26 protein-coding genes are annotated in these 25,030 nt (G+C 61.0%); 16 read left to right on the top strand and 10 right to left on the bottom strand.

Annotation, left to right across the window (positions count from 1 at the left end):
* The first annotated feature begins 389 nt into the window (after positions 1 to 389).
* Entirely contained in the window at positions 390 to 1,703 is a 1,314-nt protein-coding gene (gene brnQ, locus HCF10_RS19125) for a branched-chain amino acid transport system II carrier protein (protein WP_131699463.1), read from the top strand.
* A gap of 143 nt (positions 1,704 to 1,846) precedes the next feature.
* Entirely contained in the window at positions 1,847 to 2,584 is a 738-nt protein-coding gene (locus HCF10_RS19120; protein WP_131699462.1) for a DUF599 domain-containing protein, read from the top strand.
* 94 nt (positions 2,585 to 2,678) lie between these two features.
* On the opposite strand, the gene HCF10_RS19115 is transcribed toward HCF10_RS19120, so the two are convergent.
* The gene (locus HCF10_RS19115; RefSeq protein WP_090407089.1) at positions 2,679 to 2,930 is read right to left on the bottom strand and encodes a hypothetical protein; all 252 of its coding nucleotides are present in this window, start codon (positions 2,928 to 2,930) and stop codon (positions 2,679 to 2,681) included.
* A gap of 158 nt (positions 2,931 to 3,088) precedes the next feature.
* On the opposite strand from HCF10_RS19115, the gene HCF10_RS19110 reads away from it, so the two are divergent.
* From HCF10_RS19110 to HCF10_RS19095, 4 genes are all read left to right on the top strand, one after another.
* Positions 3,089 to 3,565 (top strand): PaaI family thioesterase, encoded by a 477-nt coding sequence (locus HCF10_RS19110; RefSeq protein WP_131699461.1) that lies wholly within the window; start codon positions 3,089 to 3,091, stop codon positions 3,563 to 3,565.
* On the top strand, positions 3,562 to 4,014 hold the full coding sequence (locus HCF10_RS19105) for a PaaI family thioesterase (protein ID WP_090407082.1): 453 nt from the start codon (positions 3,562 to 3,564) through the stop codon (positions 4,012 to 4,014). Before HCF10_RS19110 ends, HCF10_RS19105 begins: the two co-directional genes overlap by 4 nt.
* Before the next feature lie 89 nt (positions 4,015 to 4,103).
* On the top strand, positions 4,104 to 6,008 hold the full coding sequence (gene htpG / locus HCF10_RS19100; protein ID WP_145338013.1) for a molecular chaperone HtpG: 1,905 nt from the start codon (positions 4,104 to 4,106) through the stop codon (positions 6,006 to 6,008).
* Positions 6,009 to 6,115: 107 nt separating this feature from the next.
* Positions 6,116 to 6,844 (top strand): dienelactone hydrolase family protein, encoded by a 729-nt coding sequence (locus HCF10_RS19095; RefSeq protein WP_167656183.1) that lies wholly within the window; start codon positions 6,116 to 6,118, stop codon positions 6,842 to 6,844.
* 98 nt (positions 6,845 to 6,942) lie between these two features.
* Here HCF10_RS19095 and HCF10_RS19090 read toward each other — a convergent pair whose 3' ends face one another.
* Both HCF10_RS19090 and HCF10_RS19085 read right to left on the bottom strand, forming a co-directional pair.
* Positions 6,943 to 7,809, bottom strand: coding sequence for a pirin family protein (locus tag HCF10_RS19090; RefSeq protein WP_131699458.1), 867 nt, complete (start codon positions 7,807 to 7,809; stop codon positions 6,943 to 6,945).
* Between the two features lie 64 nt (positions 7,810 to 7,873).
* Positions 7,874 to 8,290 (bottom strand): OsmC family protein, encoded by a 417-nt coding sequence (locus HCF10_RS19085; RefSeq protein WP_092490338.1) that lies wholly within the window; start codon positions 8,288 to 8,290, stop codon positions 7,874 to 7,876.
* A gap of 140 nt (positions 8,291 to 8,430) precedes the next feature.
* Here HCF10_RS19085 and HCF10_RS19080 point away from each other — a divergent pair, with 140 nt between their 5' ends.
* A complete protein-coding gene (locus HCF10_RS19080) occupies positions 8,431 to 9,453 on the top strand; it encodes an amidohydrolase family protein (protein WP_167656182.1) in 1,023 nt (340 codons plus the stop codon).
* A gap of 138 nt (positions 9,454 to 9,591) precedes the next feature.
* On the opposite strand, the gene fabB is transcribed toward HCF10_RS19080, so the two are convergent.
* The 5 genes from fabB to HCF10_RS19055 all read right to left on the bottom strand — a co-directional run bounded on the left by fabB (position 9,592) and on the right by HCF10_RS19055 (position 16,538).
* The gene (gene fabB, locus HCF10_RS19075) at positions 9,592 to 10,812 is read right to left on the bottom strand and encodes a beta-ketoacyl-ACP synthase I (RefSeq protein ID WP_074844724.1); all 1,221 of its coding nucleotides are present in this window, start codon (positions 10,810 to 10,812) and stop codon (positions 9,592 to 9,594) included.
* A gap of 11 nt (positions 10,813 to 10,823) precedes the next feature.
* Positions 10,824 to 11,339: a 3-hydroxyacyl-[acyl-carrier-protein] dehydratase FabA gene (gene fabA / locus HCF10_RS19070; protein WP_003210552.1), complete on the bottom strand. Its 516-nt coding sequence runs from the start codon at positions 11,337 to 11,339 to the stop codon at positions 10,824 to 10,826.
* A gap of 249 nt (positions 11,340 to 11,588) precedes the next feature.
* Positions 11,589 to 13,490 carry an ATP-binding protein gene (locus HCF10_RS19065; protein ID WP_131699456.1) on the bottom strand — a complete coding sequence of 634 codons (1,902 nt, stop codon included), beginning with the start codon at positions 13,488 to 13,490 and terminating at the stop codon, positions 11,589 to 11,591.
* The gene (locus HCF10_RS19060) at positions 13,487 to 14,416 is read right to left on the bottom strand and encodes an ABC transporter substrate-binding protein (protein WP_131699455.1); all 930 of its coding nucleotides are present in this window, start codon (positions 14,414 to 14,416) and stop codon (positions 13,487 to 13,489) included. Before HCF10_RS19060 ends, HCF10_RS19065 begins: the two co-directional genes overlap by 4 nt.
* Before the next feature lies 1 nt (position 14,417).
* Positions 14,418 to 16,538 carry a TonB-dependent receptor plug domain-containing protein gene (locus HCF10_RS19055; protein ID WP_337782131.1) on the bottom strand — a complete coding sequence of 707 codons (2,121 nt, stop codon included), beginning with the start codon at positions 16,536 to 16,538 and terminating at the stop codon, positions 14,418 to 14,420.
* Between the two features lie 195 nt (positions 16,539 to 16,733).
* Between HCF10_RS19055 and HCF10_RS19050 the strand changes: the two genes are divergently transcribed.
* From HCF10_RS19050 to HCF10_RS19010, 9 genes are all read left to right on the top strand, one after another.
* Entirely contained in the window at positions 16,734 to 17,759 is a 1,026-nt protein-coding gene (locus HCF10_RS19050; RefSeq protein ID WP_131699453.1) for an NAD(P)H-dependent glycerol-3-phosphate dehydrogenase, read from the top strand.
* A gap of 10 nt (positions 17,760 to 17,769) precedes the next feature.
* Positions 17,770 to 18,117: a DUF4389 domain-containing protein gene (locus HCF10_RS19045; RefSeq protein WP_131699452.1), complete on the top strand. Its 348-nt coding sequence runs from the start codon at positions 17,770 to 17,772 to the stop codon at positions 18,115 to 18,117.
* Complete coding sequence (gene sixA, locus HCF10_RS19040; RefSeq protein ID WP_131699451.1) at positions 18,114 to 18,563, top strand: phosphohistidine phosphatase SixA; 450 nt, start codon at positions 18,114 to 18,116, stop codon at positions 18,561 to 18,563. The genes HCF10_RS19045 and sixA overlap by 4 nt, the downstream gene beginning before the upstream one ends.
* A 31-nt stretch (positions 18,564 to 18,594) precedes the next feature.
* Positions 18,595 to 18,786 carry a hypothetical protein gene (locus tag HCF10_RS19035; RefSeq protein ID WP_167656169.1) on the top strand — a complete coding sequence of 64 codons (192 nt, stop codon included), beginning with the start codon at positions 18,595 to 18,597 and terminating at the stop codon, positions 18,784 to 18,786.
* Between the two features lie 30 nt (positions 18,787 to 18,816).
* Positions 18,817 to 19,260, top strand: coding sequence for a hotdog fold thioesterase (locus tag HCF10_RS19030; RefSeq protein ID WP_027607077.1), 444 nt, complete (start codon positions 18,817 to 18,819; stop codon positions 19,258 to 19,260).
* 97 nt (positions 19,261 to 19,357) lie between these two features.
* Positions 19,358 to 20,161 carry an alpha/beta fold hydrolase gene (locus HCF10_RS19025; RefSeq protein WP_167656181.1) on the top strand — a complete coding sequence of 268 codons (804 nt, stop codon included), beginning with the start codon at positions 19,358 to 19,360 and terminating at the stop codon, positions 20,159 to 20,161.
* Positions 20,158 to 21,012: an alpha/beta hydrolase gene (locus HCF10_RS19020; RefSeq protein ID WP_167656180.1), complete on the top strand. Its 855-nt coding sequence runs from the start codon at positions 20,158 to 20,160 to the stop codon at positions 21,010 to 21,012. The genes HCF10_RS19025 and HCF10_RS19020 overlap by 4 nt, the downstream gene beginning before the upstream one ends.
* Before the next feature lie 102 nt (positions 21,013 to 21,114).
* Positions 21,115 to 21,933, top strand: a complete 819-nt coding sequence (locus tag HCF10_RS19015; protein ID WP_131699447.1) for a DUF4892 domain-containing protein — start codon at positions 21,115 to 21,117, stop codon at positions 21,931 to 21,933.
* A 71-nt stretch (positions 21,934 to 22,004) separates the two neighbouring features.
* Positions 22,005 to 23,066 carry an AI-2E family transporter gene (locus tag HCF10_RS19010; RefSeq protein ID WP_167656179.1) on the top strand — a complete coding sequence of 354 codons (1,062 nt, stop codon included), beginning with the start codon at positions 22,005 to 22,007 and terminating at the stop codon, positions 23,064 to 23,066.
* Here the strand turns inward: HCF10_RS19010 and HCF10_RS19005 are convergent.
* Both HCF10_RS19005 and HCF10_RS19000 read right to left on the bottom strand, forming a co-directional pair.
* Complete coding sequence (locus HCF10_RS19005; RefSeq protein WP_167656178.1) at positions 23,063 to 24,100, bottom strand: sensor histidine kinase; 1,038 nt, start codon at positions 24,098 to 24,100, stop codon at positions 23,063 to 23,065. The two genes, HCF10_RS19010 and HCF10_RS19005, sit on opposite strands and share 4 nt — an antisense overlap.
* Entirely contained in the window at positions 24,100 to 24,864 is a 765-nt protein-coding gene (locus tag HCF10_RS19000) for a response regulator (RefSeq protein WP_237683151.1), read from the bottom strand. The genes HCF10_RS19005 and HCF10_RS19000 overlap by 1 nt, the downstream gene beginning before the upstream one ends.
* Between the last annotated feature and the right edge of the window lie 166 nt (positions 24,865 to 25,030).

Here is a 25,030-nt window from a genome sequence, read left to right as displayed (position 1 = left end):
AGCAAAGGCCACCTTCGGGTGGCCTTTGTGCATTCTGAAGTTGGCGAAGATCAAAATGTGGGAGGGGGCTTGCTCGCGAAAGCGGTGTATCAGCCACTCGTGAGCTGACTGACACGCCGCTTTCGCGAGCAAGCCCGCTCCCACATCCGATCGCATTTCAAAATTTAGATATAAAAACGCGACATAAAAATGTCGCTTATCGGACAGTTCGCCCCCCAACAGTGCGTTTGACCCGCAAATTCGTTAGGCTAGCCGCCTCTTTATGCGTCCGCCTCCCAAAAGGAAGCCGCGCGCTAGACCGGTCGGTGCCCATAAGGGCCGGCAGCATTTCCCTCATCCATAGGGAATCCCTCTCTAAATTCCGATTCAGTAGTGTGGTATTTCCTCAAATGAAAGTGTTGAAAAGCCAGGACATCCTGGCGTTGGGCTTCATGACCTTCGCCCTGTTCGTGGGCGCCGGCAACATCATCTTCCCGCCTATCGTTGGTTTGCAGTCCGGGCCTCATGTCTGGATGGCGGCGCTGGGCTTCCTGATCACTGCCGTTGGCCTGCCGGTGGTCACTGTGATCGCCCTGGCCAAGGTCGGCGGCGGCATGGACGCGTTGAGCAGCCCGATCGGCAAGATCGCCGGTGGCCTGCTCGCGGCGGCTGCGTATCTGGCGGTAGGGCCGCTGTTCGCCACCCCGCGTACCGCGACCGTGTCGTTTGAAGTGGGCCTGGCGCCGCTGACCGGCGAAAGCCCGCTGGCGCTGTTCCTCTACAGCTCGGTGTATTTCCTGGTGGTGTTCTTTGTCTCCCTGTACCCAGGCCGACTGCTGGACACCGTGGGTCGCTTCCTGGCGCCGCTGAAGATCATCGCGCTGGCCATCCTCGGCATTGCCGCGTTTGCCCTGCCGGCCGGTGAGGTGGGTGTCGCCACCCCGGAATACGTTGCTGCACCGTTCTCCCAGGGCTTTATCAATGGTTACCTGACCATGGACACCCTGGGTGCGCTGGTGTTTGGCATTGTGATCGTCAACGCGATCCGTTCCCGTGGTGTCGAATCGCCCAAGCTGATCACCCGCTACGCGATCATTGCCGGGTTGATTGCCGGCGTAGGTTTGGCGCTGGTGTACATCAGTCTGTTCCGCCTCGGGGCGGGCAGTCATGAAGTCGCTGCCGGCGCTGCCAATGGCGCGGCTGTATTGCACGCTTATGTGCAACACACCTTCGGCTCCCTGGGCAGTGGTTTCCTGGCGGTGTTGATTTCGCTCGCGTGCCTGGTCACCGCGGTCGGCCTGACGTGTGCTTGCGCCGAGTACTTCAGCAAAATCCTGCCGCTGTCCTACAAGACTCTGGTAGTGATCCTGGCGCTGTTCTCGCTGTTCGTGTCGAACCTGGGCCTGACCAAGCTGATTGCGTTCTCGATCCCGGTACTCACCGCGATCTACCCGCCGTGCATCGTGCTGGTGGCCCTGAGCTTCTGCAAAGACTTCTGGCATGAGCAGGGCCGTATCGTCGGGCCGGTGATGCTGGTGTCGTTCATCTTTGGCTGCATCGACGCGCTCAAGGGCGCAGGCCTGGCAGGCTGGATGCCTTCGCAGCTGGCGAACCTGCCGCTGAGCGAGCAAGGCCTGGCGTGGCTGGTGCCGTCGGTGATGACGCTGGGTGTGGCGGTCGTCATTGATCGTATGCTGGGTAAGCGCAGCGAAGCCATCGCATAACAAGCGGGTTTCATGCAGTACGGAAATGCCTCGTATCAATCGATACGGGGCATTTTTTTTGAGCGGCGGGCCGTGTCTTTTTCTTTGCGCTAACGTCGAACAGACGCCAAAAGTTTTTCAATCTCCTTTCTGCAAGGACCCGCATGTCGTTCGTCGAAGCCAATCAGATTCACCTGCTTGCTGCCCTCTGGTTCGTCCTGTGTTGGGGCGGCTACACCCGTTATGCCACCTGGAAAGCCCGAGACACTGCTTGCCTGGCCAGTGTGCTGCATTTGTATCGCGAGGACTGGATGCGCCGCATGCTGCTGCGCGACAACCGGATTGCCGACGCCAGCGTGATCGGCAACCTGGAGCGTAATGCCTCATTCTTCGCCTCCAGCACCTTGATCATCCTCGCCGGCATTCTCACGGTGCTGGGGGCCTCCGAGCGGGCGGTGTCATTGCTGGCCGACATACCCATGGTGCAGCAGGCCTCCCAGGGCATGTCGGAGATCAAGCTGCTCTGCCTGGCGCTGGTCTTTGTCTATGCCTTCTTCACCTTCAGTTGGTGCATGCGCCAGTACAACTTTGCCGCGGTGCTGGTAGGGTCGGCGCCGATGATCGGTGAGCGGCATGTGTCGGAGCAGGAGCGCAAGGCGTTTGCCCTGCGTGCGGCGCGAGTGATCTCCATGGCCGCCAACCAGTTCAACTTTGGCCTGCGTTCTTATTACTTCGGCATGACCATGCTGGCGTGGTTCGTCAGCCCTTGGTTGTTCATGTTGATGAGTGCCGGGGTGGTGTTCGTGTTGTATCGTCGGGAGTTTCATTCCGACGTACTGCAAGTGATGGTGTATACGCAGACGGATACACCGATGCCTGAGGCCGCCAAAGAGGAGACTTAATGCGTGACGCGGCGGGTTAAAAACAGCAGACAAAGTAAAGCCCGCTATATAAGCGGGCTTTCTTTTTGCAGCGAAGCTATTTCATGCTGCGGTATCAGGAACCGGTGGCAGGAGTAGCAGGTGCTGCTTCTTTTGCGGCGGCGTCGTTCGATTCAGCCTGAGCTTTGGCAGCATCGGCGTTTTCTTTCGCAGCGTCGTTCACTTTATCCTGAGCTTTCGCCATGTCTTTTTGAGCTTGCTCAGAATGCGCTGCGGCATCTTGGGCTTTGTCTTCGGATTTCTTGTCGCAAGCAGCGAGACCGAGGGCAGCGGCCAACATCATGGAAATAGCTAAAGTCTTACGCATGGGGTGTTTCTCCTTAGTGAAGATATCTACTGGCCTTTCGAGCATGGGCGTTCAGCATTAGTTCCTTTTATTCCACAGATATATAAACAACGGTCTCAGAGGAACTTTCGCGCGTACCGTCTATTTCGCACATCAACACTAATAAGAGTCTGCAACGAATGACCGAAAATCCCTTGTTAGAGCGCGCGAAGCGCTTTGTCTCGGCCTTGCGCCATTGCCAGGTGCTGGGTATCACCACTCATCATGCCAGCGAGGAGGGCATCACGTTGGTCATGCCCTACGCCGCACAACTGGTGGGAGATCCCCTGACCGGCGTGATCCATGGTGGCGCGCTGACCTCTTTAATGGACACTGCCTGCGGCATGGCCACCCTGTGTGTCCTGCCGGAGTTCGAGGTGTGCCCGACCCTGGACCTGCGTGTCGACTATATGCATCCCGCCGAGCCACATAAGCCGGTATATGGTTTCGCCCAATGCTACCGGGTGACCACCGACGTGATCTTTACCCGTGGCTTTGCCTACCAGGACGACCCGCAACAACCCATCGCCCATGTGGTGGGCACCTTCATGCGCATGGGCAAGCGTCTCAAGGGCACCCACGGATTGGGCAGTGCCATCAAGGGAGAGCAGGCATGACACATCGATTCAAGACCCGCCTGGAACAGGCCCATCAGCGAGGCAACTACGAGGCCCTGCTGGACCTGATCCCCTACGCCAAACTGATCGGTATCGAATGCACCCGGCTGGGGGATGAATTGCTGTTTCGCCTACCGGCCCACAAGGACAATATTGGTAACCCCATATTGCCTGCGCTTCACGGCGGGGTGATCGCCGGCTTTATGGAGCTGGCAGCGGCGTTGCACCTGCTGGTGTTTACCGGAGCGCCGGGTATCCCGAAAATCATCGATTTCTCGCTCGATTACCTGCGCGCCGGCCAGTTTCGCGACACTTACGCCAAATGCCAGGTGTGGCGCCAGGGCCGACGGGTGGCGAATGTCGCGATCACCGCCTGGCAAAGCACCGCTGCCGAACCGATTGCCACCGCTCGTGCGCATTTCAAGATCGAGGAAGGAAGCCGCCCTTGAAATCCTGGTCTTAGCCCCCAACTTTGATGACAACCCGCCGCCAACCCTCAAGGGCGCGGCCACTGCCATCCAATTGGAGTTTGATGACCATGAGTGTGGAAACTCAAAAGGAAACCCTGGGCTTCCAGACCGAGGTGAAGCAACTGCTGCACCTCATGATCCATTCGCTGTATTCCAACAAGGAAATCTTCCTTCGCGAATTGATCTCGAACGCCTCTGACGCTGTCGACAAATTACGTTTCGAAGCCCTGTCCAAGCCTGAACTGCTGGAAGGTGGCGCGGAACTGAAAATCCGTGTGAGCTTCGACAAAGACGCCAATACCGTCACCCTCGAAGATAACGGTATCGGCATGAGCCGCGACGATGCGATCACCCACCTGGGGACCATCGCCAAATCCGGCACCGCCGACTTCATGAAAAACCTGTCGGGCGACCAGAAGAAAGATTCGCACCTGATCGGCCAGTTCGGCGTGGGCTTCTACTCGGCCTTCATCGTTGCCGACAAGGTTGAAGTGTTCAGCCGTCGTGCCGGCCTTGACGCCAGCGAAGGCGTGCATTGGGCTTCCAAAGGTGAGGGCGAATTTGAAATCGCCACCATCGACAAGGCTGACCGTGGTACCCGCATCGTCCTGCACCTCAAATCCGGTGAAGACGAGTTCGCCGATGGCTGGCGCCTGCGCAATATCATCAAGAAGTACTCCGACCATATCGCCTTGCCGATCGAGCTGCCGAAAGAACAAGCCGCTGCCGAAGGTGAAGAGAAGCCTGCCGAGGAATGGGAAACCGTCAATCGCGCCAGTGCCCTGTGGACCCGTCCGCGTACCGAGATCAAGGACGAGGAATACCAGGAGTTCTACAAACACATCGGTCACGACTACGAAAACCCGCTGAGCTGGAGCCATAACAAGGTCGAGGGCAAGCTGGAATACAGTTCGCTGCTTTACGTGCCGGCCCGTGCGCCGTTCGACCTGTACCAGCGTGAAGCGCCGAAAGGCCTGAAGCTTTACGTGCAGCGCGTGTTCGTGATGGACCAGGCAGAGTCGTTCCTGCCGCTGTACCTGCGCTTTATCAAGGGCGTGGTCGACTCCAATGACCTGTCGTTGAACGTGTCGCGGGAAATCCTGCAAAAAGACCCGATCATCGACTCCATGAAGTCGGCGCTGACCAAGCGCGTACTCGACATGCTGGAAAAACTGGCGAAGAACGAGCCTGAGCAATACAAGGGCTTCTGGAAAAACTTCGGTCAGGTCATGAAAGAAGGCCCGGCAGAAGATTTCGCCAACAAGGAGAAAATCGCCGGTCTGCTGCGCTTTGCTTCCACCCAGGGTGAAGAGGGCGAGCAGGTCGTTTCCCTGGCCGAGTACCTGGCTCGTGCCAAGGAAGGTCAGGACAAGATCTACTACCTGACCGGCGAAACCTACGCACAGGTCAAGAACAGCCCGCACCTGGAAGTCTTCCGCAAGAAAGGCATCGAAGTGCTGCTGCTGACCGACCGTATCGATGAGTGGCTGATGAGCTACCTCAACGAGTTCGACGGCAAATCCTTTGTCGACGTAGCCCGTGGCGACCTGGACCTGGGTAACCTGGACTCCGAAGAAGAGAAGAAAGAAGCCGAAGAAGTCGCGAAGGCCAAAGAAGGCCTGGTTGAGCGGATCAAGGCGTCCCTGGGCGATGCCGTCAGCGAAGTGCGGGTTTCCCACCGTCTGACCGACTCCCCGGCGATCCTGGCCATTGGCGAGCAGGACCTGGGCATGCAGATGCGCCAGATCCTCGAAGCCAGCGGCCAGAAGGTCCCGGACTCCAAGCCGATCTTCGAATTCAATCCGGCTCACCCGCTGATCGAGAAACTCGACGGCGAGCAGAGCGAAGAGCGGTTTGGCGACCTGTCGCACATCCTCTTCGACCAGGCGGCCCTGGCCGCTGGCGACAGCCTCAAAGACCCGGCCGCCTACGTGCGCCGACTGAACAAGCTGTTGGTTGAACTGTCGATCTGACACCGTTGTAGAAAAACCCGCTTCGGCGGGTTTTTTCGTTTGTAGGAGCGAGCAAGCTCGCTCCTACAGCCCATTTCCGTTCTAGTGATCTTCAACTGGAGTAAATGATGAGCCAAGTTACTGTGCGTTCCGTGGTCTATCAGATTGATGGCCAGTCTTATGAAAGCCGCCTGGCGTTCGATGCCAGCGAAAAGAACCCGCTGCCCGGCCTGCTGATGGCGCCGAACTGGATGGGTGTGAGTGCGGGTGCCGAAGAAATCGCCAAGAGCGTTGCCGCCAAGGGCTACGTGGTGCTGATCGCCGACCTCTACGGGCAAACCGTGCGCCCGTCGAATGGCGATGAAGCCGGTGCCGCAATGATGCCGTTGAAGAATGATCGCCCGTTGCTGAACAAGCGCATGCAGGCTGCCCTTGAGCAGCTGCTGGGCCAGACCGAAGCGGCAGTGGACACCTCGAAGCTGGCCACCTTTGGTTTCTGCTTCGGCGGTTGCTGCTCCCTGGAGCTGGCGCGTACCGGTGCGCCATTGAAGGCAGCCGTATCGTTCCACGGCACCCTCGACACGCCGAACCCGGCAGATGCGAAAAACATCAAGGGTTCAGTGCTGGTGCTGCACGGGGCTTCCGACCCGCTGGTGCCGAAAGAGCAACTGCCAGCGTTCGAAGCTGAAATGAACACGGCGGGCGTGGATTGGCAATTGCTGAGCTACGGCGGTGCGGTGCATTCCTTCACTGACCCGGATGCCAATGTGCCGGGCAAGATGATGTACGACGCGAAGACCGCTGCGCGGGCCTTCCAGTCGATGCATAACTTGCTGGACGAAGTGTTCAAGGGCTAAATCTTCAGCGCCTGTTCCGGTTTCATCGGGGCAAGCCCCCTCCCACATTTTGACCGTGTGAATCCAATCAAGTGTGGGAGGGGGCTTGCCCCCGATAGCTATCTCACAGGCAACTCAATTCTTTCAGTTTCACCCGGCACCGTCGGCCAATCCCCATCGGCCCAGCGCTGCCTGGCCTGCTCGATCTTCAGCGGATCGCTAGCGACAAAATTCCAGTTGATCCGCCGCGGTCCATCCAGTGGTGCCCCGCCAAACACCACCACGTGGCAATCGCTTTCGGCGAATAGGGTCATTTCCTGCCCGGCCGGCAATACCACCAGGCTGTGCACCTCAAGCCGCTCACCCTCCAGCTGTACTTCACCCTCCAGCACATACACCGCGCGTTCCTCGTGCTCGTCAGGAATCAGCAGGGTCGTGGCCGTTTGCATGTGCACATCTGCATACAACGTAGGCGACAGCACCGGCACCGGTGATTTGAGGCAGAAGCCACTGCCGGCGATCAGGCGAATCCGCACGCCCAGGTTGTCACTCACCGGCAGGCTCGCCGCAGGGTGATGGCTGTAATGCCCCGGCCCCTCTTCGTGGTCCTTGGGCGATGCCAGCCACACTTGCAGGCCATGCAGGGTGAAACCATTGGCCTTCAGTGCCTCGGGTGTGCGCTCGACATGGGCAATCGCGCTGCCGGCGGTCATCCAACTGACGTCCCCGGCCTCTACCACTTGGTCGGAGCCCAGGCTGTCCTTGTGCTGCAGTACGCCTTCAAACAAGTAGGTGAGGGTGGACAGGCCAATATGCGGGTGCTGGCGGATATTCATGCCGCTCCCCGGTGCATAACGGGTGGGCAGCATATGATCGAAGAACACGAACGGCCCGACGCTGCGGCATTCGCGCGAAGGCAGCGGGCGCAGGATGGGTTGGCCTTCGACATCTTCAGGGCGTGGGCGGATCACGGTGAGGGTGTTCATGGTGCGTCCCAGTCTGAGCGGGTTAGATGGCGCTGAGCATAACCCGCCCGACGAGATGTTGCCGCTATTGGCTGAACGCGCCTTCAGAGAGGCGAGTTTCAATGGTGACCTCGGCGGTGGTCATCAGCTTGTGTACCGGGCAGCGATCGGCCACACGGTGCAACTCGTCGCGCTGTTCGTCGGTGAGTACGCCCTTGAGCGTCAGCTTGACGTTGAGCTTGTATTTGCCCTTTTGCTCTTCGGTGGCGTCGTGGGTGACTTCCACGGTGACACCGGTCAGCGGGATGTCTTTTTTCTGGGCATAGAGCTTGACGGTCAGCGCCTTGCATGATGCCAGCGCGGCGTCGAAATAATCATGGGGAGAGGGCGCCGAGTCGTCACCACCCAGGCTCTTGGGCAGGTCGGTAAACAGCTCGTGGTTATTGATATTGACGCTGTGGCGGAAGTTGTCTGCGTTCAGCGTATTGACGGTAACAGGCATGGCAAACCTCACGGGGTGGCAGAATGAAGGTCATGCAGTTATAGAGCATGCAGGCACTGGGGTGTTCCACATTTTTTGCTGGCTGAACCCCGGTATGGCGCGCAAGGTCTACCGGTATTCGCCCTTATCGAGGTTGTACCGTGCCCTGGACCCGCCTGAGTTTCGCCCTGTTGCTCGCCGCCAGCAGCCTTGTCGCACAGGCTCGCGACTATGCCTACAGCGATGCGCACCTGCATTACGTGGATTTCTTCCAGGAAACGGCGGGGATGGACAAGTTGCTCAAGGCGATGGCAGAAAATCGCATCGAGCATGTCATGATTTCCGGCATTCCCGTCGCAAAGAAATGGCACGAAGACGAACCCAAGCGCCCACGCTACTACGCCGGTGATGACGCGGATGCCTATTGGTACAGCGCCACTGACGTGATTGTTGCCGCAGCGGTAAATAGACTGACACCTGAACAACGCCAGCACTTTCATCCGTTTCTGTCCGGCTTCAACCCCAACGACAAGAACTCGGATGCCCATATCCAGCGCATGCTCGACCTCAACCCGGGGCTGTGGCAGGGCATCGGTGAAGTGTTTACCCGTCACGACGACCTTACCGCCCTCACATCGGGGGATACCCCGCGCGCCAATAACGAAGCCATGACACGCATCTATCATCTGGCGGCGGAAAACGACTTGCCGGTGATGCTGCACTCCAACATCACCTCCAAGCGCGAGCGTAACCCGCTGTATTTGGCCGAAATCGAAGAGCCGCTGCGCAACCATCCGCACACCCGCTTTATCTGGGCCCACGCTGGCACCAGCAAGGAAATTCATCGCCACCAGGTGCAGATGGACTTTTTGCTGCCCACCTTGAGCCGCATGCTCGAGGCTTACCCCAACCTGTATATCGACCTGTCGTGGAGCATGCTCACGCCGTACTTACTGGATGATGCGGGCAAGCCTCGGCCGGAGTGGGTAGCGCTGGTGGAACGCTTCCCGGAGCGCTTTATGCTGGGTTCGGACGTCGTCGGGCGTTTCAACAAGCTGGGTAAGGAAATGCACCGCTTTGATGTGTTCCTTGATGCATTGCCTGAAGACGTTGCCCACAGAGTGGCGAGGGATAACTTCCTGGCCATCCTGCCTAAACCTCGTCGCGATGAGGGTGCGCGTTGATATTTCGTTTTCGTCTTACGCCAATGCGGCGGAGCGCTGATAACTTCCAGGAGACCGGCTGCAGGGCGGGGGCATCCAGTCGCCCATAAAAAAGCCCCGAACCAGTCGGGGCTTTTTCATCTACTCAACCTGCGGGGCTTACTTACCCTGCCAGCGTTTCAGCACCAGGGTGGCGTTAGTGCCACCGAAGCCGAAGCTGTTGCTCATCACGGTGTCGACTTTTACGTTTTCAACCGTCTTGGTCAGGATCGGCATATCGGCGACGACCGGGTCGATCTCGTCGATGTTGGCCGAGCCGGCCATGAAGTTGCCTTCCATCATCAGCAGGCAGTAGATCGCTTCGTGAACGCCGGCGGCGCCCAGGGAGTGACCGGAGAGGCTCTTGGTGGAGCTGATTTTCGGAGCCTTGTCGCCGAATACCGCACGCACGCCTTCCATTTCCTTGGCGTCGCCGACCGGAGTCGAAGTGCCGTGGGTGTTCAGGTAGTCGATCGGGGTATCCACGGTGGACATGGCCATCTGCATGCAGCGGATGGCGCCTTCACCGCTTGGCGCAACCATGTCGTAGCCATCGGAAGTAGCGCCGTAGCCGACGATTTCCGCGTAGATCTTGGCACCACGGGCCAGGGCGTGTTCCAGCTCCTCGACCACCACCATGCCGCCACCGCCGGCGATGACGAAACCGTCACGCTTGGCGTCGTAGGCGCGGGAGGCCTTTTCCGGGGTTTCGTTGTACTGGGTGGACAGGGCACCCATGGCGTCGAACAGGAACGACTGGCTCCAATGTTCTTCTTCACCGCCGCCGGCGAACACGATGTCCTGCTTGCCCAGTTGGATCTGTTCAACGGCGGTGCCGATGCAGTGTGCACTGGTGGCGCATGCGGAGGAGATCGAGTAGTTCACGCCCTTGATCTGGAACGGCGTGGCCAGGCAGGCCGAAACGGTGCTGCCCATGGTCCGCGTGACACGGTACGGGCCAACGCGCTTCACGCCTTTTTCGCGCAGGATGTCCAGCGCTTCCATCTGGTTGAGGGTCGATGCGCCGCCGGAGCCGGCGATCAGGCCGGTGCGTACGTTCGATACCTGGTCTTCGCTCAGGCCGGAGTCGGCGATGGCGTCTTTCATGGCCAGGTAGGCGTAGGCGGCAGCGTGGCCCACGAAGCGATAGATCTTGCGATCGATCAGTTCTTCGAGGGGCAGGTCGATGGAGCCGGAAACCTGGCTACGCAGACCCATTTCGGCATATTCCGGGTTGAAGCGGATGCCAGGGCGACTTGCACGCAGGTTAGCGGTGACGGTCTCTTTGTCATTGCCCAGGCAAGAAACGATGCCCAGACCAGTGATAACGACGCGGCGCATGCGGATAACCCTTAAAAGTTGTCAGTGGAAGTAAATACGCCGACCCGAAGGCCTTCGGCAGTATAGATCTCGCGACCGTCGACAGTCACCGAACCGTCGGCGATTGCCAGGTTCAGCTTGCCCTTGAGGACGCGCTTGATTTGAATGTTGTAGGTGACTTTCTTGGCGGTCGGCAGGACCTGGCCAAAGAACTTCACTTCGCCCGAACCCAGGGCGCGGCCACGGCCTGGCAGGCCTTGCCAGCCCAGGTAGAAGCCGACCAGTTGCCACATGGCGTCGAGGCCCAGGCAGCCCGGCATCACAGGGTCACCTTCGAAGTGACAGGCGAAGAACCACAGGTCCGGGGTGATATCCAGCTCGGCGACCAATTCACCTTTGCCGTACTTGCCACCCTCTTCGCTGATATGGGTGATGCGATCCACCATCAGCATGTTCGGGGCGGGCAGTTGCGCGTTACCTGGGCCGAACAGCTCACCGCGACTGCAGCGCAGCAGGTCTTCCCGAGTAAAGGCGTTTTGTTTGGTCATGCGAGCTCCTCAATAATCCCATGCGGCAGGGTAGGGCAAATCTTCCCGAACCGAATGAAGCGTTCATGCCTCATGTCGGCAGCCTACACATAGACTATTGCGTTGTAGTGAAAGTCACAGCGGCAAGGCACTGAATGTACACTTGTTCACTGAAATTTTAAACCGAGCCTGTTTAGGGGCCCGTTCGGGTGCCTAAGACTGCCGCACTTTCGTCTTTCACGCCAGTCGCAGTTGGCTGATGGCGCGTCGCTATTGCACCCAGCGCTGCAGGATTTGCTGCAAATCCGTGCGTTTGAACGGCTTGGCCAGGTAATCGTTCATTCCGGCCGCAAGGCACGCTTCCCGGTCGCCCTGCAAGGCGTTGGCCGTCAGGGCGATGATCGGCAGATCGGCGCAGCCGGGTAGTTGGCGAATCTGCCGGGTGGCTTCATAACCGTCGATCAAGGGCAAGCGACAATCCATCAGGATCGCGGTGAAAATCAGGCTCTCGGCACTGCGGATCGCTTCGGCGCCATCGGTGGCCAGGCTGACTTCAAAGCCCAGGCTGCGCAGCATGGCTTCGACCACGGTGCGATTGACCGGGTTGTCCTCCACCAGCAACACATGGCGACCTTCGCCTGCGCTGTGCTTGCCCTCGGCATCCAGGGCGATCGACGGCTGGCTGTGCTGGTCGATGGCCAGGGGGATCTCCAGGGTAAACACCGAGCCACGGCCTTCCTCGCTCTGCGCGCGCAGGGTGCCACCCATGCGTTCGGCGAGGGTGCGGGCGATGGGCAACCCGAGACCGGTACCGCCGTAACGTCTTGAAATGGAACTGTCGGCCTGCTGGAACGCATCGAACATCAATTCCAGGCGCTCGGCGGAAATCCCGATGCCGCTGTCACGCACGGTGCAGGTGAACCACACCAACTCATGGTCGAGCACCTGCCAGTGGGGCTCGACGCTGACGGTGCCGTGTTCGGTAAACTTCAAGGCATTGCCGATCAGGTTTACCAGGATCTGGCGGATCCGTGTCGGATCGCCCTGTACCCGCAGTGCGTCCATGCCGGGCGGGATCGGCAGCTTGAGCGCCAGCCCGCGCTGCTGGGCGCTGTGCTGGAAGGCCTGGGCGCAACTGTTGATCAGGTCGGCCAGGTTGAAGGGGATATGTTCCAGCTCCAGGGCCGCGCGTTCAATGCGCGAGAAGTCGAGAATATCGTTGATCACCTTGAGCAAATGCTCGGTGGATTCGGAGGCCAGCGCCGCGTATTCGGTCTGTTCCTCGGTCATTTCGGTGGTTTCCAGCAGTTGCAGCATGCCCAGTACGCCGTTCATCGGCGTACGCAGTTCGTGGCTCATCATGGCCAGGAAGTCTGACTTGGCGTTGTTGGCCCGTTCGGCCTCTTCGCGGGTCTGGATCAACTGGGCCATGGCCTGCTGTTGTTCGCGGCTGGCCTGGTTGAGGCCTTCGGCGAGGTTGTTGATATGCCGCGACAGGTCGCCCAGCTCCGAGTCATCCACAATCGGCAACTGCGTCTTGTAGTCGCCCTGTTGGATGGCCTTGACCGCATTGCCCATGGCGCTGATCGGTTGCGACAGGCTCGCCGCCAGGCGCCGGGCGAGCAGGAAAGTAAACAGCAGGGCGAACAGCGCGAGAATACCGGCCTTGAACAGGATCTCCTGCTGGCGCTGGCTGAAGGCGTCATTGGACATGCCGACGATCACCCGGCCCAGGTAGTCCGCGCGGGGGGCCTTGGGTTCGTTGAGGTTGTCCTGGAAAAAGTCGTTGCCCAGCTGGATATGCTGCAGGCGGATCGGCGCCTGGAACACTTTTACCGACAGCGCGCGGTCGTGCTTCTCCGAGGGTTGCTCGACGTACACCAGGATATTTTCGCTGCTGTCCTGAATCTCCAGGAAGCGCACATGGGGCGTGGCCAGCGTGGCGCGCAGCAGGCTGTCGAGCACATCGTTGTTGCCCGAGATCACCCCATATTCGGTGGCCGGTGCCAGTTGGTTGGCGATCAATTGGCCGGTGTGGTCCAGTTCCTGGCGCAGGTCCTGGATACGCACGAAAGTGAAGAAGCTGATCAACAGCAACGTCAGCAACAGCGCCGGGCCCAGAGTGATGAGCTGGGTGCGGGTATTGATGTCCCAACGACGACGCAAGGTCATGGGCGTTTTTCTCCTTCGGCCATTCGGGCGGCGACGTTGGTTTCGTCCACCTGTTCGATGCCCAGTGAGCGTGCGACCTGCGCGTTGCCCACGACTTTGAAGTGTTCGGGGTACAGCGCGCGTGGCCAACCGGCCGGCGACTGGTCCAGCAAACGATCGAGTACCGCCAGCCAATCGTCCTGGTCGCTGTAGGTGCTGGCGAGGCTGCCGGCGCGCACAAACCCTGCATTGGGCCCGAACAGCGGCAATTGCTGGGCATAGCTGCTCAGCAGCAGGTTCTTCGCGGTCTTCGGGTTGTACAGCTGCGGGTCATCGAGGCCGAGCAGCACGTCGCTGTTCCTGAACAGGGTTTGCAGCGGACGACTGTCGTTAGTGTTGTCCCAGCGCTGCGGCACGATCTCCAATTCCAGGGCCGCTGCATGCTGGCGCAGTTCGGGCAGCAGGAATTCACTGTCGACACCGTAGAGCACGCCGATGCGCCGTGCCTGGGGCATGACGCTGGTGATCAGGCGCAACTGCCGCTCCAGCGGTGGGTCGCTCCACAACAGGCTGACCCGCGCGTGCCGTGAGGCCTCCGGGCGCTGATGGGCTTGTAGCCGGCTGATGCGCAGTACCAGCGTCGGCGGCCCTTGGGTATCCCGCAGGCGCCAGTCGAGGCCGGGCAGGTCGAGCAGGATCAGACGCGTGCCGGCGGGCAGGTGGCTTGGTGCTGGCAAGTCGGCGAGGGACGTGAAGGTGACGCGGTCTTCGGGGCGTTGCTGGGCCAGCGCCTGGGTAAAGGCCTGCACCCCAGCACCGTCTTCGGCGGCGGTCAGCAGGATCTCGGCGCTCCACGCCGGTGCGCACAGCAACAGGCCGGCCAGCAGCACGGCAAGTCGCCGCAGCTTATAGATAAGGAAGAAGGTCATCCGTGACGAGTCGCTCATGTCAGAACTCTAACTCCGCGCTGAAGTAGAGTACGTGACGATGGTCGTAAGTGTTGTCGGCCCAGGTAGTGGGCTGGTTATCGAGGCGTTGTTGCAACATGCCGGCCAGCTCCACGTTGGCTTTGCCCAGGGCAATACGCTTGGCCACCCGCAGGTCGACCCGTTCGAAACGATATTGGTTGAGTGCGTCGTCGCCATAGTAGAACAGCGCGCTGGACCAACCTTGGCCCCATTCGCGCAACCAGCCGGCCGAGCCACTGTTACGCGCGGTCTGTGCTTTGTCCAGTGGGTTGCTGGTGGTGGCGTCGACATAAGCGTAAGTCAGCCGCAGGCGGTCGGCGTTGCTCACGCGCCAGTCGAACTGGGACTCGGCGCCGGTGAACCGTGAGCTGTTGGCGTTGCTGGCAATGTACTGGTTATTGCGCAGCGGCGAGCTGATCATATCGGTGATTTCGTCGTAGAACAGCTTCACGTCCATGTTCAGCCCGATGTCGGCAAAGAAGCCGTTGTAGCCCAGTTCCCGCGAGCGCATCAGTTCTTTGTCGAGGTTGCCCGGGCCCCGCGTCTTCACGAAGTACTGTCCGGAACTCTGCCCATAGGCCGGTGAGCTGAGGTTGGTAACGCGGTAGCTCCAGTTGACATTGTTCTCGAACATGTCCGGCGAACGGATGGCTTCCGAGTACACCGCGCGCAAGCCGTGGCGCGGGTTGATCAAATAGTTGACTGCCACCCTTGGCGTCAGCGAAGGGCCGCTCAGGTGCGTGTCTTCGAACATGGCGCCGCCTTGCAGCAGCCAATGCTCACTGGCGCGCCATTCCAACTGGCCGAACAGGCGCCAGGTGGTGTCGTCCAAGGTGCCGTTGAAGTAGGTGTCGGAGTCGGCGCGGTCGTAGCGGTAGTTCATGCCGCTGACCAGGCGCAGGCTGTCGGACAGGCTGAGGGTGTCTTGAATTTCCACGTCGTAGCGGCTTTCGCGAGTGCTCTGGTCGATGTCGCCGCATACGCTCTGGTTGGCGCCGTTGCGCCACTGGTCCAGTACCTGGTTGGCCAAGGCTTGTTCGGCAGCACTGCCCGGTGGCGCGGAGCCCTGGCTGTAGGTGTCCATATGCCGGGCCAGCCGTTCGGCGTAGTTGGGGTTGAGCTGCCACAACTGGGTCAGCTCGGGGCTGAACGAGACCTTGGCGTCACAGGCTTTCCAGATTTGCCGGCGGTCCCATTGCTGGGCCGAGCCTTGGATATACAGGCTGTGCTCTGGGTTGAAATCAAAGTTCCAGCGCAGGGAACCGGCGTAGTCCTTGGCCGTGACGTCGGAACTGTCGCCGCCTTCGGTAATCCCGGCGAATACCGGGGCGTAGGTGTAAGGGCGCTGGTTGGTGCCTTCCTTGGCATTCAGTTGCCAGTCGATACTCTGTTGCGCGTTCAAGGTCTGGCTCACTGCCAGGCTGAAGCGGTTGAGGCGACGGCTGTCTCGGCGGTCGGCGCCAACGGCATCGCTGTCAAAGCCATCGTCCTGTTGCCCTGACAGCGACAGGCGCAGATCGCCGGTTTCCCAGCCCACGCCCTGGCTGGCATAAAAGTCATTGATACCGCGCTCACCGCGAATCACCTTCACCCGTGAGCCATGGCTGTTGGCCGGTGAGCGCGTGAGGATATTGACCACCGCCATCAAGGCATTCGCCCCGTAGCTGACGGTGTTGGGGCCGCGGAAGACCTCGATGCGTTCGATGTCTTCCATCGCCACCGGAATGTCGCTCCAGTCCACCGTGGCCAGGCCGGCGCGGTACACCGAACGCCCGTCGATCAACACCTGCATGCGTCGCGCGTCGCTGGCGCTGGTGCCGTGGTAGTTCACCGCCGCCTGGTTGCCGGTGGTGTAACCGACCATCATCCCCGGCACCAGGCGCAGCAGCTCGCTGATGTCCCTTGCGCCGCTGGCCTTGATCAACTCGCTGTCGATCACGGTCATGCTGCCCGGCACGGCGGCGGCCGATTGCTTGAGGCGCGTGGCGGTCAATACCTGCGGGAGCGGCTGGCTGTCGAGGAAGAGGTCGTCAGCCAGCACAGGTGCACTGCACAACAGCATAAGCAGTAGAGATGAACGGGAAGGAGGGCCCAAATACACGACATGGCCTTGATAGTGACGGATAGCCGCCCATGTTAACTGAGGTGAGGCTATTTGCCAGTCGTCGCCCTTGCAATTCCGTCGCACGGGCATGGCATTTCCCGATAGCCGCACGATTTGATACGGGGGCTGGCCGCAAGCGGGTCGCCCCGTATAATGCCGCCATCGCCACTGGTATGGATTAACGGATTGCATATGACTGAACAGCGCCCTATTGCGGTCCTGGGAGGCGGAAGTTTTGGTACCGCCGTGGCTAACCTGCTGGCCGAGAACGGTCATGCGGTGCGCCAGTGGATGCGCGATCCCGAGCAGGCCGAGGCCATTCGTGTACACCGCGAAAACCCGCGTTACCTTAAAGGCATCAAGATTCATCCGGCGGTCGAGCCGGTCACCGACTTGCTGGCCACCCTGACGGACTGCGACCTGTGCTTCGTTGCGCTGCCTTCCAGCGCCTTGCGCTCGGTGCTGGCGCCCCATGCCGAGCGCCTGGCGGGCAAGCTGTTGGTCAGCCTGACCAAGGGCATTGAGGCGCAGACCTTCAAGCTGATGAGCGAAATCCTCGCAGAAATCGCCCCCCAGGCGCGCATTGGCGTGCTGTCCGGGCCGAACTTGGCGCGGGAAGTCGCCGAGCACGCGCTGACCGCCACGGTGATCGCCAGCGAGGATGAGGAACTGTGCGAGCGTGTCCAGGCGGTGCTGCATGGCCGGACCTTCCGCGTATACGCCAGTGGCGACCGTTTTGGCGTGGAACTGGGCGGGGCGCTGAAAAACGTCTACGCGATCATCGCCGGCATGGCGGTGGCCCTGGGCATGGGCGAAAACACCAAGAGCATGTTGATTACCCGCGCCCTGGCGGAAATGACCCGCTTCGCGGTAAACCAGGGCGCCAATCCCATGACCTTCCTGGGCCTGGCCGGCGTGGGCGACTTGATCGTCACCTGTTCGTCGCCGAAAAGCCGCAACTACCAAGTGGGGTTCGCCCTGGGCCAGGGCCTGAGCCTGGAAGACGCGGTGACGCGCCTGGGCGAAGTGGCCGAAGGGGTCAACACCCTCAAGGTGCTCAAGGCCAAGGCCCAGGAAGTCGGCGTGTATATGCCGCTGGTCGCCGGGCTGCACGCCATCCTGTTTGAAGGGCGCACCTTGAATCAGGTCATCGAGTTGCTGATGCGGGCCGAACCCAAAACCGACGTCGACTTTATTTCCACCAGTGGTTTCAACTGAGGAACGCGCCATGAACGATCCGAAAGCAGCCCCCAAGTACGAGTCCATCCTCCTGCGCATCCTGTGGATGCTGGTGTTTGCCCTGGTGTGGCAGGTGGCGCAGTTCCTGCTAGGCGCATTGGTGGTGGTGCAGTTGATCTACCGTCTGGTCTACAGCGCGCCGAATCTGGGCCTGATGAACTTCGGCGACAGCCTCAGCCAGTTTCTTGCCCAGATCGGCCGCTTTGGCAGCTTCCACACTGAACAGAAGCCCTGGCCGTTCGCCGACTGGCCAACCCCGCGCGCTCCCGAGGGCGAAGCCGCCCACAGCGTGCCGCCGGCGCCGCATCCAGCGCGTGATGAGGAACCGAAGCTATGAAGGTGTGGGTCTTGCGTCACGGTGAGGCCGAGGGGCATGCCCGCACGGATGCCGAGCGCAACCTCACCGAGCATGGCCGCGCCGAGGTGTTGCGCAGTGCTGCGCACCTGATCGGCCAGCCGCTCAGCGCGATCATTGCCAGCCCGTACGTACGGGCGCAGCAAACTGCACAGTTGGTGCGGGACTCGCTGGGTTTTGAGCCGGACATCCGCACGGTGCCTTGGCTCACGCCGGAGGGCAATCCGCTGGAGGTTCTGAACAAGCTCGACAGCGATGACAATGTGCTGCTGGTCAGCCATCAACCCCTGGTCGGCAGCTTGATCAGTTTTCTGCAGCATGGCCATCAGCGCCAGCCGCAGCCGATGTACACCGCCAGCCTGGCGGAACTGGAGGGCGACTTCCCGCTGGCGGGACTGATGAGCCTGGTCAGCGTGAAGAATCCGTAGGCTATCGTCGGGCCACAAAGGCGCGCGTCCCATGCCCGTCGCTTTTCGTTTGCCGTTACAGGTGTTCTTCGAACGTGAAGCGCGGCACCCGCGCCAAACCTTTCTGGTGCAGCCCGTCGGCGCAGCTGAGGTGCAGACCCTCACCACGCCCGCTGCACCGCACAACGGTGCTCAGTTTCAGGCGTGGAGCGAGCGCAGCGAGGCAGTTGTGTGGCAGGATTAGGGCCGTAATAAAACCAATAAGGACAATTCCATGAGCTTGTGGCGCACCCAACCGAATATCGAGCAACTCAATGCCGGCCAGAAGAACACCATCGGTGAACTGCTGGACATCCGTTTTGAAAGCTTCGACGACGAATCCCTCACCGCCAGCATGGTGGTCGACCACCGCACTCACCAGCCCTACGGCCTGCTGCATGGCGGCGCGTCAGTGGTACTGGCCGAGAGCGTCGGCTCCGTGGCGGCTTACTTGTGCATCGACCCGAGCAAGTTCTATTGCGTGGGCCTGGAGGTCAACGCCAACCACCTGCGCGGTGTGCGCAGCGGGCGGGTGACGGCGGTGGCCAAGGCGATCCATATCGGCCGCACCACCCAGGTCTGGGACATCCGCCTGACCACCGATGACGGCAAGTGCAACTGTGTTTCACGGCTGACCATGGCCGTGGTGCCTTTGGGCGAAACCCCTCCGGCGCGATAGGTGTGGCGTGAGTGTCATCATTCCTGGCGGTTACAGTCATTGCTGTGGGGCTTGAGGCTGGTGACAATCAATCTCGGTTTTTGCAGATGGATCCGCTATGTCGCAGCACGTGTTTTTTGCCCACGCCAATGGCTTCCCCTCGGCCACCTACGGCAAGCTGTTTGCCGCCCTGGCCCCGGAGTATGCGGTAGTTCACTTGCCGCAGCACGGTCACGACCCCAGGTTTCCAGTGGACGATAACTGGCAGAACCTGGTGGACGAGTTGATCCATCATCTGGAACAGCAACCGGAGCCTGTGTGGGGTGTGGGCCACTCCCTGGGTGGCGTGCTGCATTTGCACGCGGCCATGCGCTGCCCGCAGCTGTATCGTGGGGTGGTGATGCTCGATTCGCCGGTATTGACCCGCGCCGACCGCTGGGTGATCCGTGCCGCCAAGCGCTTCGGTTTTATCGACCGACTCACGCCGGCCGGACGCACCCTGGGCCGTCGCGAAGAGTTCAGCGACCTGGACGCCGCGCGCAGCTACTTCGCCGGCAAGACCCTGTTCCGAGGCTTCGACCCGGAATGCTTCGACGCCTACCTGCAACACGGCCTGTACCAGGCGGGTGATCGCCTGCGCCTGCGCTTCGACCCGGCGACCGAAATCAGCATCTACCGGGGCGTGCCTCACACCAGCCCCGGCCAGGTGCGCCAACTGAAAGTGCCGCTGGCGGTGGTGCGCGGTCGACAGAGTCGTGTGGTGATGCGTCACCACGCCAGCGGCGTCGACCGTCTGCCCATGGGCGAAATGCTCACTATGCCCGGCGGTCATATGTTTCCCCTCGAACGCCCTCAGGACACCGCGACCTTGATCAAGACCCTGTTCGCCCGCTGGCAAGCCCGCGAGCGCAGTTGCGCATGAGTACGCCGGTCGAAGAAGTGCGTCTGAGCCTGCCGCACATCGAGTTGGCGGCCCATCTGTTTGGCCCCGAGGACGGTTTGCCGGTGATCGCCCTGCATGGCTGGCTGGACAATGCCAACAGCTTTGCGCGCCTGGCGCCGAAGCTTGCGGGTTTACGTATCGTGGCGCTGGACATGGCCGGCCACGGGCATTCGGCGCATCGTCCTGCAGGTGCCGGTTATGCCTTGTGGGATTACGTCCACGACGTTCTGCAAGTCGCCGAGCAACTGGGCTGGAAACGTTTTGCATTACTTGGCCACTCCCTCGGCGCCATCGTTTCCCTGGTGCTGGCCGGCGCTTTGCCGGAACGGGTGACGCACCTGGGTTTAATTGACGGCGTGATCCCGCCCACTGCCAGCGGTGAGAACGCAGCCGAGCGCTTGGGCATGGCCTTGCAGGCCCAATTGAACCTGCAGGATAAGCGCAAACCGGTCTACACCACCTTGGACCGGGCGGTTGAGGCGCGTATGAAAGGTTTGGTTGCCGTGAGCCGTGAAGCCGCAGAACTGCTGGCCCAACGTGGTTTGATGCCGGTGCCGGGCGGCTATACCTGGCGCTCGGACAGTCGCCTGACCCTGGCTTCGCCGATCCGTCTGACCGATGAGCAGGCGATGGCTTTCGTGCGCCGCGTGGGTTGCCCTACGCAGTTGGTGGTCGCCGCCGATGGCATGTTGGCGAAACATCCCGAATTGCTTTCCCAGCTACCCTTTACGGTAACCACGTTGCCAGGTGGCCATCATTTACACCTGAATGATGAGCCCGGTGCAGTCCTTGTTGCAGACTGTTTCAATCGGTTCTTCTCCGCGCCTTGACTTGGGGCGGTCAACTGCCGAGGCTGGGCGGATTGAAAGGGAGTCAACCATGAACCAACTCAACACCGCTGCGACCTCCGATGGCCAGGGCTCACCGATCCGATGAGCCTGCGTAAAGGATGTATACGTGCCCTCGGACTGTGCTGTTTCAGCCCTTTGGTGTTCGCCGCCGATGTGCCGGGAAGCCAGGACCTGCCTGCCGTGGCCCGTCAGGTCGACGCGCAGATCGTCGATTACCGCCCCGCTGAAGAAAAGGAACGCATCTACCCCATGGGGGCGATCCGCAAGATCAGTGGCCAGTTGCGTTACGAAAGCCAGGCCACCGCCCGTGGGCAAACCACAGCGATTACCTATGAACTGCCTGCCGAACACACCTCCAGTGCTGCATTTACGTCGACGCGCGAAGCGTTGCAGGCCAACGGCGCGCAGTTGTTGTTCTGGTGCCAGGCCCGCGACTGCGGGGAAAGCAGCCTGTGGGCCAACGAAGTCTTCGGTAATGCCAAGCTGGTCGGTGCCGATGGCCAGCAGGAATACCTGCTGCTGCGTCTGGCCGCCCCGCAGGAAAACGCCCTGGTGGCCATGTACGGCATCACCCGGGGCAACCGCCGCGCCTATCTGCATGTGGAGCAGCTGGATTCGAGCGCACCGTTGGGCGACTTGTTGCCCACCTCGGCCACCTTGTTGCGCGAGCTGAAAAGCACCGGCGAGCTGGACTTCCCCGCGCTGGGCGGCGACCCTGACGACACCTGGCTGACCCTGATTTCCCGCGGATTGAACCTCGATGCCACCTTGCGCGTCAGTTTGACCGGCCCGAAAGCCGAAGCCTGGCGCCAGGCCTTGGTCGACAAGGGCGTGCGTGCCGCACGCCTGGAAACCGGCACCACTGAAACCAAAGGCCTGCATCTGCATCTGATACGCTGACCGTAACAGGGCGAACGGACCCGTGCCGTTTGCCTAAGCTCTCTCCTACAGCCTTCTTCTAGAGATACTCCATGCTCAATAACGATCGCCTGCTGGTGCAAATCCTGCTGCTGGTGCTGTTTGGTGCCAGCTTCTGGGTGATGGCGCCGTTCTGGTCGGCGCTGTTCTGGGGCGCAGTGCTGGCGTTCGCCAGTTGGCCGTTGATGGTGCTGTTGACCCGCTGGCTGGGCGGCCGTGAATCCCTGGCCGCCGGCATCCTGACCTTGGGCTGGATATTGCTGGTGGCAGTGCCCCTGGTGTGGCTGGGGTTCAACCTGGCGGACCATGTGCGCGATGCCGTCGCGCTGATCAAGGATATTCAGGTTGATGGCTTGCCCGAGGCGCCCACCTGGCTGGGCTCGATCCCATTTATCGGCGAGCGGCTGGTGGCGACCTGGGACACTATCGATCAGCAAGGCGCGGCGTTGATGGTCAGCATCAAGCCCTACCTTGGGCAGGTCGGTAACTGGTTGCTGGCGCGCAGCGCGCAGATCGGTGGCGGCATCCTCGAGCTGACCCTGAGCCTGGTGTTCGTGTTTTTCTTCTATCGTGATGGCCCACGTTTGGCGATGTTCGTCCATCGCCTGCTGGAGCGTCTGATCGGTGATCGCGCCGGTTACTACATCGAACTGGTGGCGGGCACCGTGCAACGGGTGGTCAACGGCGTGATCGGCACTGCTGCCGCCCAGGCCCTGCTGGCACTGATTGGCTTCCTGATCGCCGGCGTACCGGGCGCGCTGGTGCTGGGGATCGTGACGTTCCTGCTCAGCCTGATCCCGATGGGCCCGCCGCTGGTGTGGATCCCGGCCACGGCCTGGCTGGCGTGGAAAGGCGATTACACCTACGCGGTGTTCCTTGGCGTGTGGGGTACGTTCATCATCAGCGGCGTGGACAACGTGCTCAAGCCCTACCTGATCAGCCGTGGCGGCAATTTGCCGCTGGTGATCGTGTTGCTTGGGGTATTTGGCGGGTTGATCGCCTTTGGCTTTATCGGCCTGTTTATCGGTCCGACCCTGCTGGCCGTGGCCTACAGCCTGCTGATGGATTGGAGCGCAACCCAGGCCCAGGTTCGGCGCGAAGACAAGCCTCTTTAAGCCCTGGGTAACCACATCACTGCGGTCAAGCCGCCGCCTGGCGTCTCTTCCAGGCTCAGGCGGCCGCCCAGGCGCTCCGCGGCTTCCTTGGAAATGGTCATGCCCAGGCCGACGCCGCCGGAATTGCGGTTACGGGAACCTTCCAGACGATAGAACGGCTCGAATACCGCCTCGCGCATATCTGCCGCAATCCCCGGCCCGTGGTCTATCACGCGGATGATCAGCGCCTCACGGCTGTCCCTCAACTCCACGCGGGCTGTGCCGGCATAACGCAAGGCATTGTCGATCAGGTTGTTGAGGCATGAACGCAAGGCCATCGGTTGCACCAGCAAGGGCACGCAGGTGCCCGAACATTGCACATCGGAACCCTGGTCCTGGGCGTTTTCACTCATTGACTCCACCAGCGCCTGTACATCCAGCCAATGCCGGGTTTCACTGGTGCGCTGTTCGTGGAGGTAGCTCAGGGTGGCGTCGAGCATGCCGATCATGTCGTTCAGGTCCTGGCGCATCTGGCCCTGCAACCGGATGTCTTCAACTTGTTCCAGACGCAGCTTGAGGCGTGACAGCGGGGTGCGCAGGTCATGGGAGACGGCGCCGAGCATGCGCGCGCGTTGGCTGACCTGCTCGCGAATGCGCCTTTGCATCAGGTTGAAGGTCGAGGCGGCCTGCCGCGCTTCCCACGGGCCGGATTCATCGAGGGGGGGGCTGTCGAGGTCCAGACTCAAGCGTTCCGCCGCTTCACTCAGGCGCTGTATTGGCCGGCTCAGCAGTTTGGCACCGTACCAGGCCGCGATAATCAACGAGACGAATTGAAAGGTCAGGGGCACCACCGGGCCGCCAAACCAGGGGCGTGGGTGCTTATCGCGCATCGGCGCCATGGTCCCGTCCGGCTGCTCGATAAATCGCTCAGGAGGGGGCGGGGGCGGTTGGCCGTAGTGGTGAAACCAGAAGAACGCCAGCGCATGGGCCAGCACAATCGCCACCAGCAACACGCCGAACAGCCGACCGAACAGCGTATTGAAGGGGGCGCGCATCAGCCAATATCCCGGGCGTCGAACAGGTAGCCTTCGCCGCGCACGGTCTTGATCAACTGCGGTGCCTTGGGGTCATCCCCGAGTTTTTGCCGCAGGCGTGACACCAGCAAGTCGATACTGCGATCAAAGGCTTCAATGGAGCGGCCACGGGCGGCATCGAGCAGCTGCTCACGGCTCAGCACTCGGCGCGGGCGTTCGATAAACACCCACAACAGGCGGAATTCAGCGTTGGACAGCGGCACCACCAAGCCATCGTCGGCCACCAATTGACGCAACACGCTGTTGAGGCGCCAGTTGTCGAAGCGGATATTCGCGCGCTGTTCGGTGCGGTCATCGCGTACCCGGCGCAGGATGGTCTGGATGCGGGCTACCAGTTCACGCGGTTCGAAGGGCTTGGACATGTAGTCGTCGGCCCCCAGTTCCAGGCCGATGATGCGGTCGGTGGGCTCGCAGCGGGCGGTGAGCATCAGGATCGGGATGTCCGATTCGGCGCGCAGCCAGCGGCACAGCGTCAGGCCGTCTTCGCCCGGCAGCATCAGGTCGAGTACCACCACATCATAGGTTTCGGCTTGCATGGCCAGGCGCATTGCGGCGCCGTCGGTCACACCGGTGGCGAGAATATTGAAGCGTGCCAGGTAGTCGATCAGCAACTCGCGGATCGGCACATCGTCGTCGACGATCAGTGCGCGGGTATTCCAGCGCTTGTCATCGGCGATCACTGCGCCTTTTTGCTCTTCGTTCACAGGGACGGAAGGGGTATGCATAGTGCGATCATCTGCCTGGTTATTGCGGTCAGCATAGGCGCCCAGCCCCATGGCTGGTAGTGCTGGTCGTTGAGTCGTGCGGGCGAGACTAGCGACGGGGCGTGTTGTGGGCATGTCGTGAATGTATCAGCCTTGAAATAATTACCCGAAATGCCCGCCTGATGGC

Origin of the sequence: Pseudomonas sp. B14(2022), from assembly GCF_012030485.1 — a bacterium.
In the GTDB taxonomy this organism is placed as follows: domain Bacteria; phylum Pseudomonadota; class Gammaproteobacteria; order Pseudomonadales; family Pseudomonadaceae; genus Aquipseudomonas.
Note: the sequence above shows the minus strand (reverse complement) of the source record. Positions and strands in the feature narration are given on the sequence as shown.